Below are 17,143 nucleotides of genomic sequence, written 5' to 3'. Positions count from 1 at the left end.
GCCTCGGGGTGGTCGCGAGTGTGCCGTGCAGGGTGTCCCGCCCGAGGGAGTCACGCGCTCAGGGCGATCCCGACGGCGCCGTGCGCTCAGGGCGCCCCCGACGATGCCGTGCGCCGGGTGGCGAGCAGGAGGGCGATGTCGTCGGGGCGGTCCAGGGCGTGGCGGGCGATCGCCGTGAGGCGGTCCGCCACGCCGGCCAGGAACCGTCCGCCCGGTCGGGCCGCGGGAGCGCCGGCCTTCGCCAGGGCCACGCGCAGCGCGGTGATGCCCTCGTCGATGTCGCCGCCGGGCCGTTCCACCAGCCCGTCGGTATAGAGCGCGAGGATGGCGCCCGGCTCCACCTGCAGCTCCGTCACCGGATAGCGGGCCCGCGGGTCCACGCCGAGGACGACCCCGCCGGGCAGGTCCAGGACCCGGGTGCGACCGTCGGGCCGGCGCAGCAGCGGCGGCGGATGTCCGGCGCGGGCCGCCCTGGCCACCCCGGTCGCGGGATCGAGCCGGATGTAGCAGCAGCTCGCGAACAGGCCGGGGTCGAGGTCGATGAGGAGATGGTTGGTGCTGCTCATGACCTCGTCGGGCGGCCGGTCGCCGAGCGCGAACGCCCGCACCGCACTGCGCAGCTGCCCCATGGTGGCCGCCGCCTGCACCCCGTGTCCCTGTACGTCCCCGATGACCAGGGCCAGTCCGTCACCGGACTCGACGACGTCGTACCAGTCCCCGCCGACGTCCATCCCCGCGGTGCCCGGCAGATAGCGCCCGGTGGTCTCCAGCTGCGGGTGCGCCGACAGCCGGCGGGGCAGGAGCGCCTGTTGCAGGCCGCGGGCGAGCGCGGTCTCCGACTCGTAGCGCTGGGCCTTCTCCATGGCATGGGCGATGAGCCCGGCCAGCGCGGTGAGCACCGTGCGCTCCTCGGTGCTGAAGCTGCGGGGCCGGTCGAAGCCGAGGATGCAGGAGCCGACCGGCCGCCCGGAGGCGATCAGCGGGAGAAAGGCGCGGGCGCCCTCGGTCGCGTCCAGGGCGATGCCGGGGTACGCGGCCGTCAGCTGTTCCATCGAGTCGAAGAACAGCGGCCGCCCGGTGGTGAGGGTCTCCACGCCGGGCAGGTGCGCGTCCAGGGCCACGCCGTCGAAGGGGGCGAGGAAGCCCTTGGGGAAGCCGGTCTCCCACTCCAGGTAGAGGTGGCGGTCCTGCAGGAGGTAGATCGCGAGCCTGCGACCGCCGAACGCCGGCAGCAGCTCCCGCATCACCACGGCGGACACCTGGCGGGCGGTGACCGCCTCGCTCAGCGCGATGGCCAGGGCGATCGGCCGGTACAGGGGCGCCAGCGCACTCGCGCCCGGCTCGGACACCTCGGCGGGCCCCTGCCCGGCGGGACTGTCCGTGACACGGCTCGCGGGGCGGACCGTGCAGGTCAGCCGGTCCGGACCGGGGTGCACGGACAGGGCGAGCCAGTCGCCTTCGTACGGCTGCGGGGTCGGCCCGGCTTCCGGTGCGGGCGATGACGGCTCGGCGTCCTGGGAGTCCGGCCCCGCCTCGGGGGGCTCGGGGGCTTCGGGGGAGGGCCGTTCGAGATGGAAGTGGACGGGGTCCGGGGTCAGGAGTGCCGCCCGCAGGTGGTCCTCGAAGTCCGGGCGGCCCAGCCACGGCACGGCCTGCCACAGGTCGCGGCCGACGAGCTCGGCGCGGGGACGGCCCAGGAGCTGAGCGGCGCGCGGATTGGCGTAGACGACCAGGCCCAGCCGGTCCAGGCAGAACACGCCGTCGGGCAGCAGGTCGGCCGCCGAATCCGCGGTGGGGGCGGGGCCCGGGGCCACGACGACGCCACGGACCGCGGGTGCGGCGGGCGGGTCGTAGGCGTTCCACAGGTCAAGCAGGCGCAGCTCGCCGCCCTCGGCCCGCAGGTAGAGCGGCAGGGCCGGGGGCCGTCCGGCGGCGGTGTCCCGCAGGGTGGCCAGGATCCGGTGCGCGTCGCTGGGGGCCACGGCCTCGGCGAACGCCTCGACGGTGCCGGGGAACTCGGTGGGCGGCATGCCCAGGAGGGTGTGCAGGTCCTCGTCCAGCGTGATGGCGGACGCCTCCGGGTCCCAGGCGAAACGTCCGGCGCGCCCCACCGAGGCGGAAGAGGTCGGCGGGCGCAGGCACAGCGGCTCGCCGTCCCAGGCGACCTGGTCCGCGTCCGCGCCCTCCAGGCCCCGCAGCGCCGCACCCAACTCCTGGGCGAGCCGGACCACGCGGTCACGGTCGGACAGCACGTCGGCGGCGTCGGTGACGGCCGGGCGCAGCACGGTCAGCACACCGTAGGTCGTCGACCCGCCCACGACCGGCACATAGAGCGAGCCGAACTGGAACGGCAGCCCGGCCGCGAACTGGGGGTAGCGGCGCATGGTCTCGGTGGCGTTCGGCAGGACCACCTGAAGACCGAGCCGGTAGGCGTCCGCGACGGGGAAAGGGCGGTCCGAGTGCAGTCGCCACCAGGGACGGAACAGCGGTCCCGGCAGCCCCGACAGGACGGCGAGCCGCAGCAGGCCGGGCGTGCGGGAACGCAGATAGACCCCTCCGGCGTGGCCGCCGGCCGTACTGATCGCCTCTGTCGAAGCATCGATCAGCAGCGCCGTCAGCCGCCCGGCCGTCGGGTGTGGGTCCTCGACGCTCCCAGTCATCGGCCCTACCTCGTCCGTGCGCCGTCCCGCGGGCGACACAGCAAGAATGCGCCACCAGGACACCGGCCCGCACCCGGGCGGCCCATATGTATACCGCGGTCACCCTGTTGGACAACGGTCGGTTCAACTCTTAGATTGTCAGTCCAGAGCTGGACGGTGTGTCCAGCCAGTGACGAGAGGCGGCCCCTCCCTGTGATCCCCGAGAGCTACCCGGCCGACACCGACGCCGCCGCGCGTACGCTCGCCGACCCCGACACCCCGTTCGCCGTCGTCGACGTCCACAGGGCAAGGCGCAACATCGAACGGCTGGCGGCGAAGGCCGGCCGACTCGGGGTAACCCTGCGTCCCCACGTCAAGACCGCGAAGAGCCTGGAGGTCGCCGCTCTCCTGCACGAGGGCGACAGGCCCTGCCCGGTCACCGTCTCCACCCTCGCCGAGGCGGAGGCGTTCGCCGACGGCGGGTACACCGACATCACCTACGCCGTCGGCATCGATCCCCACAAACTCCCGCGTGTCGTCGCCCTGTTGAACCGCGGTGTCACCCTGCGCGTCCTGCTGGACAGCGCCGAGCAGGCGGAGTTCGTCGCCGAGGCGTCCCGCCGCGCCGGACTCCCCGTCCCGGCCCAGATCGAGATCGACTGCGACGGTCACCGCGGCGGCCTCAGGCCCGAAGCCCCCGGGCTCGTCGGGATCGGCCGCATCCTGCACGAAGCGGGTTGCCTGGACGGGGTGTTGACCCACGCGGGCGAGTCCTACTTCGCCTGCACCGCGGCGGACCAGCGGCTGGCCGCGAGGAACGAACGCGACAGTGCGGTCGCCGCGGCCGAGCGCCTGCGGGCGGCCGGACTCCCCGTGGCCACCGTCAGCGTCGGCTCGACGCCCACCGCGCATGCCGCCGAGGACCTCACCGGCGTCACCGAACTGCGCGCGGGCAACTACGTGTTCTTCGACCTGGTGATGGCAGGGCTCGGCGTCTGCCGCGTCGAGGACCTCGCCCTGTCGGTCGTCGTCACCGTCATCGGCCATCGCCCTGAGTACGGCTGGATCGTCACCGACGGGGGCTGGATGGCCATGTCCCGTGACCGGGGCACCGCCGCTCAGGCCGAGGACCAGGGCTACGGCCTGGTCGCCGACCTCGCCGGAAACCTCCTGCCGGGCCTGGTCATGACGGCCGCCAGCCAGGAACACGGCACCCTCACCGCCCGCCAGGGCACCCGCCTGCCCGACCTGCCCATCGGCACCCGCCTGCGGATCCTGCCCAACCACGCCTGCGCCACGGCGGCACAGCACCACGGCTACCATGTGGTCGACGGCGCCCGGCCGACGGGCAACGCACCCGCGGTGCAGGGATTCTGGGGCCGGGTCAGTGGATGGTGATCCCGGATGCCCGCCCATGTCGCTCCCGCGGACAGGCTTAGAGTGCCCTGTGGGAGGGGAATCACCCTTGTGCAGATAGGGACTTGTGGTATTACGGAGGCCGTTTAAGGGGTAACTACCACCACCCAAGGGTGTTCAATCGTGGTGATGATCATGATGTGATCAGGTCGTGACTACGGCTACCTTGCCGCTGTGATCACCTCTCAACTCCCCGTAACGTCACCGCCGCTGACCGAGACCGCCGCCCTCCGGCACCTGCTCTTCGACGCCCAGGCCGAGATCCACGAACCCTGGCGCCGCCTGTTCAGCTCCGACGTCTTCGCCTATCAAGAGGGGCTGACGCATCGGGAGCGCACGGAACTCTCCTATCAACGCCTGCGCACAGTGAACGCGGCGGTACCCGATCCGCAGGCCCTGGCCCGTGACCCGGTCGCCCTGAGCGCCCTGCACGAATGGGCCGGAGTGGTGGACGCCGGCATGGCGACCATCGCCAGCATCCACTACAACCTGTTCCTCGGCAGTCTCCTCGAACACGACCACGAGGGGCGGGACTTGGGCCCCTATGTGCGGATGGAACGCATCGGCACCTTCCTGTGCACCGAGCAGGCGCACGGCAACGACGCCCCTCAGTTGGAGACCACCGCGACCCTCGACCGGTCGACGGGCGGCTTCGTGCTCACCACCCCGACGCGGGGGGCGCGCAAGTGGATGCCCAACACGTCCGCGGTCGGCGGCCCGAAGGACGCCGTGGTGGCCGCACGCCTGATGATCGACGGGAAGAACCAGGGAGTCTTCCTCTTCCTGACCCCGCTGACCGACGCGAAGGGGCGTCATCTGCCGGGCGTGGAGGTGGAGTTGCTGCCCCAGACGGCCAGCAGCCCGGTCGACCACTGCGCCACCTCCTTCCACGGGGTCCGGCTGCCGCGGACGGCCATGCTCCAGGGAGACCACGGCCGACTCACGCCCGACGGAGAACTCGTCTCGACCCTGGGCAGTCCCCGCAAACGGTTCCTGCGCTCCATCGGCCGCGTCACCATGGGCAAGCTGTGCATGAGCGCCTACAGCCTGGGGACGACCCGGCACGCCCTTGCCGTCGCCGTGCGCCACGCCCACCAGCGGGTCACGTCGGGCATGACCAGCGGGCAGCGGGTGCCGCTGTTCGCCCATCGCACCCACCACGCCCCGCTCGTGGAGGCGCTCGCCACGACCTACGCAGCCACCTTGCTGCAGCGTGCCGTGGTACGGCGATGGGTGCAGGCTGCCGAGGGTGAGCGGGACGAGGCCGAGCGGCTGGTGGCCATCGCCAAGGGGTGGATCACGTGGCAGGCCCGGGCCGTGATGACCGAGTGCCGCGAACGCTGCGGCGCCCAGGGCCTGTTGCTCTCCAACGGGATCGCGGGACAGCTCGCGGCCAACGAGGGCACGATCACCGCGGAGGGCGACAACACCGTCATCTGGGTCAAGGCGGCCGGGGAGCTGCTGCTGGGCGGTTTCACCCCGATACCCGCCAGCGAGGTGCCCCCGGCCACCCGGTCCCTGCACGACCCGGTCTACCTGCACGACCTGTTGGGGGACCTGGAGCGAATACGTCACGAGCGGGCCCGGGTGCGGCTGCGCGCCAAGCGGGTCGGCTCCCCCCTCGACCGCTGGAACGGTGCCTCCGGCGCGGCCCTGTCCCTGGTCGACGCGCACGTCCACCGGCTGGCCGCGCAGGAACTCCTCACCGCCGCCGCGCAGGCCGCCGACCCGCAGGCGAGCATGCTTCTGGACCACCTCCACCGGCTGTTCGCCCTGCGCTACATAGCCGAGCACAGCGGTGAACTGCTCGCACACGAGCGGCTGACCGCCGAGCAGGTCCGGTACCTGCCGGACGCACTGGAGGCGACCGTCGCGGCGCTGGCCCCGCACGCCCTGACGCTCACCGACGCCTTCGCCATACCGCAGGAGGTGACGGTGCACCATCCCATGCTGCGGTCCGAGCCGGTACCGGCGTGACCGTCTCCACTACGTCCTGACTGATCGGCACGACCGAGGGCCGCCGGAATCCCCGGCGGCCCTCGTGACGTGTGAGCCCGCTTCTGATTAAGGCATGGCTTATATAAGTGGCGGATGGCATAGTGGGCGACGTGCACGCGTTCGACGTTCTCGGGGATCCGGTCAGGCGCCGGATATTGGAGCTGCTCGCCTCAGGGGAGCAGGCGTCGGGCGAGGTCAGTGCCGTGATCCGGGAGGAGTTCGGGATCTCCCAGCCGGCCGTCTCGCAGCATCTGAAAGTGCTGCGGGAGAGCGGGTTCGCCTCGGTGCGCGCCGACGGCAACCGTCGGCTGTACGCCGTCGAGGCCGCGCCGCTCAGAGAGGTGGACGTATGGCTGGAGCGGTTCCGGGGTTTCTGGGAACAGCGGCTCGACGCGCTCGGGACGGAGCTCGCGCGCGGAAAGCGTGAGCGCAGGCTGCGAGGAGAGGTGAGCGACGATGAGTGAGATCGCCGACGAGATCAACCGACTGCACCGACGGGTCGGTACCCGCCCGGTGGACTCCGGCGAGGCCAGGACGGTCCTGCTGCGCCGTACGTACGACGCCGAGGTGGCCGACGTGTGGGACGCGGTGACGTCTCCCGAGCGGATCGCCCGCTGGTTCATGCCGGTCAGCGGCGAGCTCAAGGTCGGCGGCCGCTACCAGCTGGAGGGCAACGCCGGCGGCGAGATCCTGGAGTGCGTGGAACCCGAGCGGCTGCGGGTGAGCTGGCTGTACGGCCCCGACCCGGGCTTCAGCGAGGTCGAGGTGCGGCTCACGCCCGAGGTCGGGGAGCGCACGGTCCTCGAACTCGAACACGTGGCCGTCGTACCGGACGAGTTCTGGGACCAGTTCGGGCCCGGTGCGGTCGGGGTCGGCTGGGACCTGGGGCTCTACGGGCTCGCCCTGCACCTCGCGGGCGGCGGGCTCAGCAACGAGGAGGCCGCGACCTGGCACACCACGCCCGAGGGCAGCGCGTTCATCACCGGGTCCGGCAAGGGCTGGGGCGAGGCCTACGCCGCCTCCGGCGCGGATCCGGAGACGGCCGAGCGGACCACGGCCGCGACGATCGCCTTCTACACGGGCACGGAGGCCTGACGTCGCGGTCGTGGCTCAGACGGTGCGCAGGGTGCGCTGCGCGAGTTCGTACGCCGGGAGCATCTCCTCGTGCTCCTCGGTGTCGAGCCCACCGAGATGCACCACCACCGGGCCGCCCGCGGTGGTGACGGCGAAGGCGCTCTCCGTCTTCTTCTCGTCCAGGAGCTCGCTGGTGTAGAGGTACTCGACCTCCACACCGGCGAGCTCCCCGGCCTTGAACGGGCGGTACTGCGGCTTGCTCGCCCCGTCCTCGGCCGCCACGAACGCCTCCAGCACCTTCTGCGCGTCGTCGCTCCCGGGCTCACCGGTCCACACCCGGAGGAAGCCGATGTTGCCCGCGGGCTTCGCGTCGATCTCACACGCGAGGGAGACCGGGCCCTGACGCAGCGGTGCCTCGACGGACTCCGCCGTCCAGCTCTTCGCGAGGTCGAAGGTGACGGGCAGCTCGCAGGCCGAACCGGCGGCGCCGATGGAGCCGCCGGTCGGAGTCGACGTCGCCGTTGCCGCAGGCGTCGCGGACGGGCGCGCGGACGTCTTGGAGTCTTCCCTCGCGGCCTCCTCGGCCTCCGAACAGCCCGCCAACACACCTGTCAGCAAAGCAAGGTGGGCCATCCGACGCCACGTGTTCCCCGCCCCGACCCGCATGGCCGTGTCTCCCTGTATCCAGTAGTGATTCCTGAAGGAGTCAGGTTAGGTGGCGGGGATAACGAATCGAGCGGCGACAGGAGAAGCGTTGTTGGGCTTCGACGACTACTGCGAGGCGATCGTCATCCAGACCGAGCTGCTCGCCCGGCACGTCAAGGGCGCGGACCCGACTTCCCCGGTGCCCACCTGCCCCGGCTGGGACCTCGGCCGGTTGCTGCGGCACGTGGGCGGCGACCACCGCTGGGCGGAGGAGACCGTACGGACCAGGGCGACCGAGCCGATCGCCGACGACTGCGTCAACGACCCGGCCGCCTACGCCGACCTCGACGACGCCACACTGGGCGACTGGCTCGTCGGGGGCGCCACCAGGCTGGCCGGCACGCTCCGGGCGGCCGGGCCGGACGTACGGGTGTGGACCCCCGCCGACGAGGATCTGGTCGAGCAGTCCACGCTGTTCTGGGCCCGGCGCATGACGTACGAGACCCTGCTGCACCGGGCCGACGCGGCCCTGGTGACCGGTGCGGAGTTCGTGGTCGAGGAGCGGTTCGCGGTGGACGCCGTGGAGGAGTGGCTGGAGTTCTCCACCGTGCCCGAGGCCTTCGAACCCCTGCCGGGAGTACCGGACCTGCTCGGCCCCGGCCGCGCGATCCATTTCGACACGGGCCGGGCGGGGGAGTGGCTGCTCGACCTCACCGGACAGCGGCCGTCATGGCGACGCGGAGCCGGAGAGGCCGCCGTGAGCGTCCACGGCCCGGTGACCGACCTGTTGCTCTTCCTCTACGCCCGCCCCGCGCCCGGCATCGCGACACGAGGCGACTCGGATCTGCTGGACCTGTGGCTGAAGCGGACCCGGTTCCGGCTGGAGGCCTAGGTTCTGTCAGGCGGCCTTACCCCTGGTACAGGTCGATGTGATTGCCGCCGGGGTCCTGCACCGTCGAGGACCGTGGCTTCCACGGCCTGTCGACCGGGGGTTCGATCTCCACCGCGCCGGCGGCGAGCGCCCGCCGACGCCGTGTTCGCCAGCCGCGCGCATCGCATCGACGTAGGCGGGTCACCCGCAGGGGCCGGTGTGGCCGAAGCCACGCGTCGGGGGCGGTCGGAGTCATGTCGTCCTGCCGGGACTGCGGGCTACCTTTTTGTGCAGTCCCTCTTCCACCACCAGCAGCTCGGGCGGCCCGGCAGTGCAAGCAGATCTCTCCCCGGTCATCGCGGCGACCGCCCACTGGCTGACCCGCGCCTACCCGCCCTCGGGCGGTGCTCTCGCCGCGGCGCTGTGCGAGGTGCAGGCCCGGCAGGCCGTGACGGTCGCCGCGTGGCTGCGCTATCCGACGGAGATGGACGCGGCGCTGCTCGGCATGGCGGGCCCAGGCGGCTCCGCCCGCCTCGACTGGGTCACCGGCGCGGACGGCACCGACGACCGGGACGAGCAGGAGCACGCATGGCGCACCTGGGTCGACGAGGTCGTGGCCAGCTGGGCGGCCTGTCTGCTCGCCGACCCCGAACTGGCCGAACGGGCGGTGGCCGACGTAGCCCTGGGCGAGCACACGGCCGGCACGCCCGCCGCGTTCCGCCGTCTGCTCGCCCCCGACGCGACCGACCGGCGTGCGGCGGCCCTGCTCCGCCACCCCGACCTGCTCGCGTCCGTGGCCGGACTGCACCGGGGCGAGCTTCTCGACCGGCTGGGGTCGGACGAGGCGCTCATCGCCTGAAGCGGACCCCGTGATGAACGTCAGTCGTGCTTGCCCCGTCCCGAGAGCGCGTCCCGCAGCCGGTCGACAAGGCCGGTTCCCGGAGCCAGCAGCTTGTTCGCCGGAGGAGTGTCCGGGGCCGACGGGTGGGGACGGGTCGGTGCCATCTTCTTGGCGCGACGCACCTGGTCGCCCAGCTCGTTGAGCTCCTTCTCCGAGCATGCGACCCGCAGCTGCGGGAAGAGGGTCTGCTCCTCCTCGGCGATGTGCGAGCGGACCTCGCTCATCAGCTCGCCCACCAACCGGTCGAACTCGGGATCGTCGGCCTCGCAGCCCTCCAGGTCCTTCATGAGCTGCTCGGCCTTGGAGTGGTCCTCGATCTCCCGGTCGGCCATGGTGTTCCCGTTGACCAGATGCTCCCGCACCGCCGGGTAGAGGTACTCCTCCTCCGCGACCGAGTGCCGGATCAGCTCCATGGTGACCTGGTCGGTGTACATCTTGCGGCTTTTCTCACCGGACGCCAGCGCCTCGATCTTCCCGAACAGCTCCTCGACCTCGTGGTGATCGGTCACCAGCTCGTCGATGACGTTTCCTCCGTGTCCCATATTCTTCACCTCCGGCCCCCGAGTGCCCTTGGGCGTCCCCTCTACGCCTGGTCACAGGCTCGCGAGGAGCTGTGGGGACAGTTGCTTGATCAACGTGTCTGTCCAGCGCAGCTGCCGCAGGGTCTGCGGGTGGCAGGCGGACGCGAGGCTCAGCAGCCGTTCGTCCCGGGTCGCCCGGGCGGCCTGCGCGAGCATCTCCCAGTGCAGGGAGTTCTCCGTGGCGGCCAGGTGCAGGGCACGCAGGTCGTGCAGGAGCAGCAGCCCCTCGGGTGCCGTTGCCGGGGTGGCTTCCGGTGTGTCGTCGTCGAGGTGCAGGCCTTCGTCCGCGGCGAGATCGGCGAGCCGTTCGGCGTGCTCGCGCGACCAGTCGGCGAGGTCGGTGGCGAGGTGATGGACCTCGTGCTCCTCGGCGTGCCGCTCGGCCACGGCCACCAGGTCCCCCGCCAGCTGCCGCTCCCCGTGGTGCAGGGTGCGCAGCACCAGGGCGATGCCGTCCTTCATGACGTGCCTCCCGTCGACCGGTCCTGCGTCGTGTACGCCTGCCGCCCACCGGTCGTCGTCGGCACGGAGCCGGCGGCCGCCGGGGCCGAAGCCGTGGTGGTCGGAGCCGGGGCGTGTCGGCCGTCCGCGCGGGCGACGAGGTCGAGCGCGGCGGCCGCGGTCTTGAACAGGGGCTGCTTGGACGCCGGATCCCAGTCGGTGATCGTCGTCTCGTTCGCGGCGCGTCCCGGGCCACCCCCGTCGGGACCGTCACCTTCCTTCGTGTCCCAGTAGCCGTAGTGGAACGGCACGAACAGCAACCCGGGCCGGATGTCCGTCACCCGCAGCCGCGCCTCCAGACCGCCGCGAGCGGTGGAGACCCGTACCAGATCGCCCTCGCCCAGACCGAAACGGGCCACGTCCGCCGTACTGATCTCCACCCACACCTCCGGCGCCGCCTCGTCGAGCTGGGGCACGCGCCCGGTCTTGGTGCGGGTGTGGAAGTGGTAGAGGGTACGGCCCGTCGAGAGCTGGAACGGGTACCGCTCGTCCGGCATCTCGTGCGGCTCCACGTACGCGGCCGCCTTGAGCACCGCCTTGCCGTCCGGATTGAGGGAGCGGTACTCCACCGGGTCCACGGCGGCACCCGTCTCCAGGTCCTTGCCGTAGCTCTCGCAGTCGTCCGGGTGGGCCCAGGTGATGCCGTCCGTGTAGAGGCGTGCGGTGCCCTGCGGGCTGCGGTCGGTGCACGGCCACTGGATGCCGTCGGCGTCGCGGAGGCGGCCGTAGGAGAGTCCGGTGTAGTCGCACGGGCGGCCCGCACTGCACCGTTTCCAGGCCTCGAACGCCTCCTCGGGCTCCCGCCAGCCGATCAGTGGCCCGCCGTCCTTGTCACGGAAGTCCATGCGCCGCGCGAAGTCGAGGAAGATCTCCAGGTCGGGCCTGGCCTCGCCGGGCGGCTCGAGCGCCTTCTCGCACAGGTGGACGGTTCGGTCGGCGTTGGTGAGCGTGCCGGTCTTCTCGCCCCAGGTGGCGGCGGGCAGCACGACGTCGGCGAGCCGGGCGGTCTCCGTCAGGAACAGGTCCTGTACGACGGTGAAGAGCCGTTCCTGCGCCAACAGGGCGCGGATGCGGGCCAGTTCGGGCAGGGAGACCGCCGGGTTGGTGCCGCTGATCCAGAGCATGCCGATCGAGCCCTGCTCGGCGTAGCGGAACATCTGCATCGCGTGGGTGGGCGGCGCGAAGTGCGGGATCGTGGACGGCTCGACGTTCCACACCTTCGCCAGGTCGGCGACATGGGTGTCGTTCTGCCAGTTGCGGAAGCCCGGCAGATCGCCGTCGGCGCCGCACTCGCGGGTGTTCTGCGCGCTGGGCTGGCCGTTCATCTGGAGCACGCCCGCGCCCGGGCGGCCCAGCATCCCGCGGATCAGGTGCAGGTTGTTGACCTGCATGGCCGCCGCCGTGGCCTGGTGCGCCTGGTAGACCCCCTGGAGAACCGTGGACAGCAGCGCGTCCGTCGTACCGACCAGCTCGGCCGCCTCGGTGATCCGAGCGGCCGGTACGTCGCAGATGTCGGCTGCCCACTCCGGGGTACAGGACGCGACACGCCCGGCCAGTTCCTCGAAGCCGACCGTGTGCGCCTCGACGAAGTCGTGGTCGACCCGGTCGTGCCGGATCGTCTCGTGCAGCAGGGCGTCCAGCAGTGCCACGTTGGTGCCGACACGCGGTGCGAGGTGCACTTTCGCGTGCCGGGCCACCTGGGTCGGGCGGGGATCCACGCACAGCAGCCGCGGCGGATCGAGACCCGCCAGCCGGTCCAGGACCCGCGTCCACTGCACGGTCTGCGTCTCCGCCATGTTGTGACCGAACAGCGCGATCACGTCGGCGTGGTCGATGTCGTCGAAACTGCCCGGCTGTCCGTCGCAGCCGAACGACCCCTTCAGTGCCTCGGCCGCGGTCGCCGTGCACAGCCGTGTGTTGCCGTCGAGATGGTTGGTGCCGATGCCCGCCCGGGCGAGCACCGCGAGCGTGTAGTACTCCTCCAGGAACAGCTGCCCGCTGGTGTAGAAGCCGATCGAGCCGGGCCCGCGCTCGTCGAGCAGCTCCCGGGTGCGGGCGGCCACCAGCTCCATCGCGGTGTCCCAGTCCGTCTCGACCAGATGCCCGTCCCGCCGTACGAGCGGCCTGGTCAGCCGGTCGGACGAGGCGTTCGCCTGCCAGCCGAACAGGTCCTTCGGCCCCAGCCTGCCCCGGTTGGTCCGGTCGGCCGCCCGTCCCCGTACGCCCGCCATACGGCCGTCGACGACGGCGATGTCCATGGCGTCACCGCCGGAGTGCAGGAGCGAGGCCGCCCGCACCCACCGCTGCACCGCGCCGGGCTCCACGCCCTCCGCGAGGTAGGTGTCCACCCTGGCGGACCACGGCTCGTGTCGCCCGTACGGCACCCGGGCGCCCCATGGATCGGCTATCCGGTCCGCCTTCATCGCGGCCTCCCTGACGACGCCGGCTGATCGCTCCTGAGTACCCCTGGCCCGATCCGCTTAACGGCAGCGCCGGGTGTAAGGCGGGCCGCGCGATGGAACCCGGGCCGGGACACAGCCGTACGACCCTGCCGGGAGGCCGATGTGACCGACGCCGTGGACGACGTGCTCGCGCGGGTGCGCGGGGAAGTGGCCGCACGGGCGGACCGGCTGTGGGACATGGCGAGGATGCTGCACTCCGACCCGGAATACGCCTTCGAGGAGCACCGGGCGGCGGCGCTGCTGTGCGGGGAACTCGAATGGGCGGGGTTCGAGGTGCGGCGGGACGTGGCCGGACTCCCGACCGCCTTCACCGCGCGCTCCGGCACCAGGGCCCGCCCGGCGGTGGCCCTGCTGCTGGAGTACGACGCCCTGCCCGGCCTCGGCCACGCCTGCGGCCACAATCTGATCGCCGCCGCGGGACTCGGCGCCGCTCTCGCCGCGCGGGCCGTGCTCAGCCGGGACGCGGGAACCGTGTGGGCCGTGGGGACCCCGGCCGAGGAGGGCGGCGGGGGGAAGGTCGCCGAGACCGACGCCGGCGTGTTCGACGATCTCGACGCGGCACTGATGTTCCATCCCGGGGTGCACAGCTGGCAGTGGGCGCCGCTGACCGCGCAGGCCCAGTACCGGGTCGCGTTCCACGGGCGGGCGGCCCACCCGACCGGGAATCCCACCGAGGGTATCGACGCGCTCGCCGCGCTCATCCAGCTGTTCAACACGCTGGCCGTGCTGGGGCGAAGGCTCCCCGAGGGCTCGCATGTGCAGGGCATTGTCACCGACGGCGGCAAGGCGACCAACATCGTCCCCGAGTACGCGGAGGGTCTCTTCGGGCTGCGCGCGGTGACCACGGCCGCGCTGGAGGACCTGGCGGGGGAGCTGCTCACCTGCGCCCAGGGAGTGGCGCGGGCGACCGGCACCACGGTCACGGTGGAGCGCGCCACACCGCGCTACGAGCACTTCCGCAACAGCTCGGTGCTGTCGGCCCGCTTCGCCCGGCACCTGGAGGGCACGGGCATCTCGGTGACACCGCCCGCGCCGGGCGTCTACCTGGGGTCCTCCGACGTCGGGAACGTCAGCGGGCGGGTGCCCGCCATCCATCCGTTCGTGGCGATCATGGGAGAGGACGGCTCCGACCACACACCCGAGTTCGCGGTCGCGGCGGGCTCCGAGCGCGGCCGTCAGGTGATGCTCGCGGCGGCCGAGGCACTGGCCTGCACGGCGGTGGAGGTGCTGCTCAGCCCGCAGTTGCGGGACGAGGCGTGGGAGGGCCACGACCGGGCGACCGTTCTCAGCTGAAGCCCCTGGTACGAGTTGTCAGTCGGTGTGCAGGTGGTACACGTTGAAGGCCCGCCGGATCACCGGCTGGGCCACGTTCCGCACCAGCACCCCGCCGGCCGTCATCCCGTGCTCCGTGCCCGCGTGAGCGTGTCCGTGCACGCTCAGGTCGGCACCGGCGGTGTCGATCGCCTCGGCCAGCAGATAGCTGCCGAGGAACGGATAGATCTCCGGCGGCTCACCGGCGAGGGTGTCGGCCACGGGGGAGAAGTGGGTGAGCGCGACCCGGGTGTGGCAGTCCTGCCGGCCCAGTTCCTCCAGCGCGGTGCGCAGCCCGTCCGCGCAGCGCCGTGAGTACCGTACGAACTCCTTCATCAGGGGCTCGCCGAACTCCCCGGCACTGCGGCCCACGAACCCGCCGCCGAACCCCTTGGTCCCGGCGACGCCCACCCGCGTGCCGCCGCACTCCACGACCGTCCCCTCGCCCTCCAGCACCCGTACGCCCGCGTCCTCCAGGAGGGCTGCGACCTTCTCGGGCTGCTCGTCGTGGTGGTCGTGGTTGCCGAGGACCGCGACGACCGGCACCGCGAGGTCCCGCACCTCGTGAGCCACGACCCGGGCCTCCTCCGGGGTGCCGTGCCGGGTGAGGTCCCCGGCCAGCAGGAGCAGATCGGCACACTCGGACAGGGTGTCGAAGGCGGGCCGCAGCACGCCCTGGCTCTCCGGGCCCATGTGGATGTCCCCCACGGCGGCGACGCGGATCACGGCAGCTCCTCCGCATGATCGGGCGTGGCGGTCTCGGCGACCACCACGTCGGTGTGCACGGCGAGGCCGGCCAGCTCCTCGCGGACGGTCCGCAGCACGGTCTCCCGGCACTGGGCGGAGGGCACCGTACCGGTGACCACCACCGCGCCGGCCCGCACCTCGGCGCGGACCCCCAGCTCGCCCAGTTCCTCCGCGGCCAGCCGGTCGCGGAAGTGGGCGACGCGGTACTCGACGTTCTCCTCGCTCATCGCCGGCCCTCCTCCGTCCTGGGCTCGATGACCTCCAGCCGTTCCAGGAAGTAGAAGAACGCGTCCGGCATCGGCGCGTCCCCGCATTCCCGGCGTACGGTCTCCCAGTCGACCTTCTCCCGCAGCGAGCGGGCGATCGGCAGGACCGCCCCGAAGTCGCAGTGGTGCTCGGAGAACGCGGACAGCAGGCTGTGCAGCAGGTCGGTCGGGGACAGCACCGGCATGAACACCGAGTCCACCGACAGCTCGTCGGCCCGCTCCAGCAGTTCGGCGGTGACCGGCTGGTGCGCGAGCTCGAAGATCAGGTCGACCTGCTGTCCCAGGCAGTCTGCCTTCAGCAGCCAGTCCTCGGGCGGCGTACGGACCGTGAGGCCCGCTTCCCTCAAGGTCTCGGCCACGGCCTGTGCGTCCTCCGGGCGGACGGCGAAGTCGACGTCGTGCTGGAGGTTCTGGGCGCCGCCGTGGGCGTACACGGCGACACTGCCCGCGAGCGCGAAGGCGTGCCCTTCCCGCTTCAGGATCGCGCCGACCTGCTTGGCCGCCTCCAGGATCGCCTGGTTGCGGTCGACGGGCAGGCTCGGGGCGAGCGCGTCCCCGGTGGCCTCCCCCGTCGCCAGCCGCAGTCCGGCGACGCCCCCGTGGTGGACGACGTCGTCGTCGGCGTGCTGCGTCATCACTGCCCCCTTCCTGGCCGGCCCGCATCCGAGGGGCCGTGACGGCGAGCCCCGAGTACCCGGGGGGTGGGCATCGACACGGCGGTACGGGTGACGGGCAATGTGGTCCGAGGCCACCCAGCGGTCTCGGCGCGGTCCCGGTCTGCCTGGTAGCGCTGCTACCAGCACGAAGCGCATCTGGAAGGTCCTCCGGCAGGGCCTCAGGATCGGTGGCCCAAGCAGGGAATGACTGGAGGCAATGATGCGTGTTGTGATCCTGGGCGGTACGTCCGGTATCGGCCTGGCGACGGCGGAGAAGCTGACGGCGGCCGGCGCCGAGGTGATCGTCACCGGACGCGACCCCGAGAAGCTGGCCGCGGTCAAGGACCGGGTGTCCGACGCCGAGCAGGTGGACGGGACCGACGAGCAGGCCGTCGCCGAGTTCTTCGAGCGGGTCGGCTCCTTCGACCACCTGGTGCTCGCCCTCAGTCCGGGCGCTCTGGGTCTCGGCCCGCTGGCCGGCCTGAACGTCGCGGACATCAGGTCCGCCTTCGAAGGCAAGCTGTTCGCCTACCTGTCCGCCGTCCAGAAGGCACAGGTCACCGGCTCCGTCACGTTCCTCTCCGCGGCGACGGCACGTTCCGCCGTGCCCGGCGCCGTGACGTTGGCCGCGGTCAACGGAGCGATCGAGCGGATCGTCTCGCCGCTTGCGGCCGAGCTGTCTCCGGTCCGCGTCAACGCCGTCGCGCCGGGTGCAGTGGACACGCCGTGGTGGTCCTTCGTGCCCGAGGAGGCGCGTGCGGGCCAGTTCACCGCGATGGCGCAGGATCTGCCGATCAAGCGGGTCGGCAGGCCCGGCGAGGTGGCCGACGCGATCGCCTATCTCGTCGGCGCGGAGTACGTGACCGGCACGATCCTCCCGGTCGACGGCGGCTTCACGGTCGCCTGATCGCGGATGGCTCCTCGGGCCCGGACTCCTCGGGCCCGGACTCCTCGGGCCCGGCTCCGAGAAGGCCGGGCCGTCGCGACCGCGTCCCACCGGATCCGGGCCGGTGGGGCGCGGGGCTGTCGTGGCGAGGCCCCAGTCCGGCAGTTGCACCGACGGCGGGTGCCGGGA

The 17,143-nt window shown here is 72.1% G+C and carries 16 protein-coding genes; 8 read left to right on the top strand and 8 right to left on the bottom strand.

The annotated features are described in order from the left end of the window. Positions 1-86 precede the first annotated feature (86 nt). Positions 87-2,660, bottom strand: coding sequence for a SpoIIE family protein phosphatase (locus AB0D34_RS21625; RefSeq protein WP_362663700.1), 2,574 nt, complete (start codon positions 2,658-2,660; stop codon positions 87-89). A gap of 192 nt (positions 2,661-2,852) precedes the next feature. On the opposite strand from AB0D34_RS21625, the gene AB0D34_RS21620 reads away from it, so the two are divergent. From AB0D34_RS21620 to AB0D34_RS21605, 4 genes are all read left to right on the top strand, one after another. Next, entirely contained in the window at positions 2,853-4,037 is a 1,185-nt protein-coding gene (locus tag AB0D34_RS21620; protein ID WP_362663698.1) for a DSD1 family PLP-dependent enzyme, read from the top strand. Between the two features lie 192 nt (positions 4,038-4,229). Beyond that, positions 4,230-6,032 carry an acyl-CoA dehydrogenase gene (locus tag AB0D34_RS21615; RefSeq protein ID WP_362663696.1) on the top strand — a complete coding sequence of 601 codons (1,803 nt, stop codon included), beginning with the start codon at positions 4,230-4,232 and terminating at the stop codon, positions 6,030-6,032. 122 nt (positions 6,033-6,154) lie between these two features. Continuing rightward, the gene (locus tag AB0D34_RS21610) at positions 6,155-6,517 is read left to right on the top strand and encodes a metalloregulator ArsR/SmtB family transcription factor (protein WP_362664146.1); all 363 of its coding nucleotides are present in this window, start codon (positions 6,155-6,157) and stop codon (positions 6,515-6,517) included. Next, positions 6,510-7,148 (top strand): SRPBCC family protein, encoded by a 639-nt coding sequence (locus AB0D34_RS21605; RefSeq protein WP_362663694.1) that lies wholly within the window; start codon positions 6,510-6,512, stop codon positions 7,146-7,148. Before AB0D34_RS21610 ends, AB0D34_RS21605 begins: the two co-directional genes overlap by 8 nt. Before the next feature lie 15 nt (positions 7,149-7,163). On the opposite strand, the gene AB0D34_RS21600 is transcribed toward AB0D34_RS21605, so the two are convergent. After that, on the bottom strand, positions 7,164-7,793 hold the full coding sequence (locus AB0D34_RS21600) for a lipoprotein (protein ID WP_362663693.1): 630 nt from the start codon (positions 7,791-7,793) through the stop codon (positions 7,164-7,166). Positions 7,794-7,881: 88 nt separating this feature from the next. On the opposite strand from AB0D34_RS21600, the gene AB0D34_RS21595 reads away from it, so the two are divergent. Both AB0D34_RS21595 and AB0D34_RS21590 read left to right on the top strand, forming a co-directional pair. Continuing rightward, entirely contained in the window at positions 7,882-8,664 is a 783-nt protein-coding gene (locus AB0D34_RS21595; RefSeq protein ID WP_362663691.1) for a maleylpyruvate isomerase family mycothiol-dependent enzyme, read from the top strand. A 310-nt stretch (positions 8,665-8,974) separates the two neighbouring features. Continuing rightward, on the top strand, positions 8,975-9,502 hold the full coding sequence (locus AB0D34_RS21590; protein ID WP_362663689.1) for a hypothetical protein: 528 nt from the start codon (positions 8,975-8,977) through the stop codon (positions 9,500-9,502). Between the two features lie 20 nt (positions 9,503-9,522). Here AB0D34_RS21590 and AB0D34_RS21585 read toward each other — a convergent pair whose 3' ends face one another. Genes AB0D34_RS21585 through AB0D34_RS21575 form a run of 3 tightly spaced genes read right to left on the bottom strand, consistent with a single transcriptional unit; the run spans position 9,523 to position 13,049 of the window. Then, positions 9,523-10,086 (bottom strand): hemerythrin domain-containing protein, encoded by a 564-nt coding sequence (locus tag AB0D34_RS21585; RefSeq protein WP_362663687.1) that lies wholly within the window; start codon positions 10,084-10,086, stop codon positions 9,523-9,525. Between the two features lie 51 nt (positions 10,087-10,137). Further along, the gene (locus AB0D34_RS21580; RefSeq protein ID WP_362663685.1) at positions 10,138-10,587 is read right to left on the bottom strand and encodes a hypothetical protein; all 450 of its coding nucleotides are present in this window, start codon (positions 10,585-10,587) and stop codon (positions 10,138-10,140) included. Continuing rightward, on the bottom strand, positions 10,584-13,049 hold the full coding sequence (locus AB0D34_RS21575) for a nitrate reductase (RefSeq protein ID WP_362663684.1): 2,466 nt from the start codon (positions 13,047-13,049) through the stop codon (positions 10,584-10,586). The genes AB0D34_RS21580 and AB0D34_RS21575 overlap by 4 nt, the downstream gene beginning before the upstream one ends. Positions 13,050-13,190: 141 nt before the next feature. On the opposite strand from AB0D34_RS21575, the gene AB0D34_RS21570 reads away from it, so the two are divergent. Further along, positions 13,191-14,381, top strand: coding sequence for an amidohydrolase (locus tag AB0D34_RS21570; protein ID WP_362663682.1), 1,191 nt, complete (start codon positions 13,191-13,193; stop codon positions 14,379-14,381). An 18-nt stretch (positions 14,382-14,399) separates the two neighbouring features. Here AB0D34_RS21570 and AB0D34_RS21565 read toward each other — a convergent pair whose 3' ends face one another. From AB0D34_RS21565 to AB0D34_RS21555, 3 genes are read right to left on the bottom strand one after another with little or no spacing between them, the layout of a single operon-like run. Then, positions 14,400-15,125: a metallophosphoesterase gene (locus tag AB0D34_RS21565; protein WP_362663680.1), complete on the bottom strand. Its 726-nt coding sequence runs from the start codon at positions 15,123-15,125 to the stop codon at positions 14,400-14,402. Continuing rightward, entirely contained in the window at positions 15,122-15,373 is a 252-nt protein-coding gene (locus tag AB0D34_RS21560) for a BON domain-containing protein (protein WP_362663679.1), read from the bottom strand. The genes AB0D34_RS21565 and AB0D34_RS21560 overlap by 4 nt, the downstream gene beginning before the upstream one ends. Beyond that, on the bottom strand, positions 15,370-16,047 hold the full coding sequence (locus AB0D34_RS21555; RefSeq protein ID WP_362663677.1) for a nucleotidyltransferase family protein: 678 nt from the start codon (positions 16,045-16,047) through the stop codon (positions 15,370-15,372). The genes AB0D34_RS21560 and AB0D34_RS21555 overlap by 4 nt, the downstream gene beginning before the upstream one ends. A 241-nt stretch (positions 16,048-16,288) precedes the next feature. On the opposite strand from AB0D34_RS21555, the gene AB0D34_RS21550 reads away from it, so the two are divergent. Further along, a complete protein-coding gene (locus AB0D34_RS21550; protein WP_362663675.1) occupies positions 16,289-16,975 on the top strand; it encodes an SDR family oxidoreductase in 687 nt (228 codons plus the stop codon). Positions 16,976-17,143: the final 168 nt, after the last annotated feature.

The organism is Streptomyces sp. NPDC048420, from assembly GCF_040651535.1.
Classification (GTDB): Bacteria; Actinomycetota; Actinomycetes; order Streptomycetales; family Streptomycetaceae; genus Streptomyces.
The sequence above is the reverse complement of the archived record's forward strand: the minus strand, read 5'-3'. Positions and strand labels throughout refer to the sequence as shown.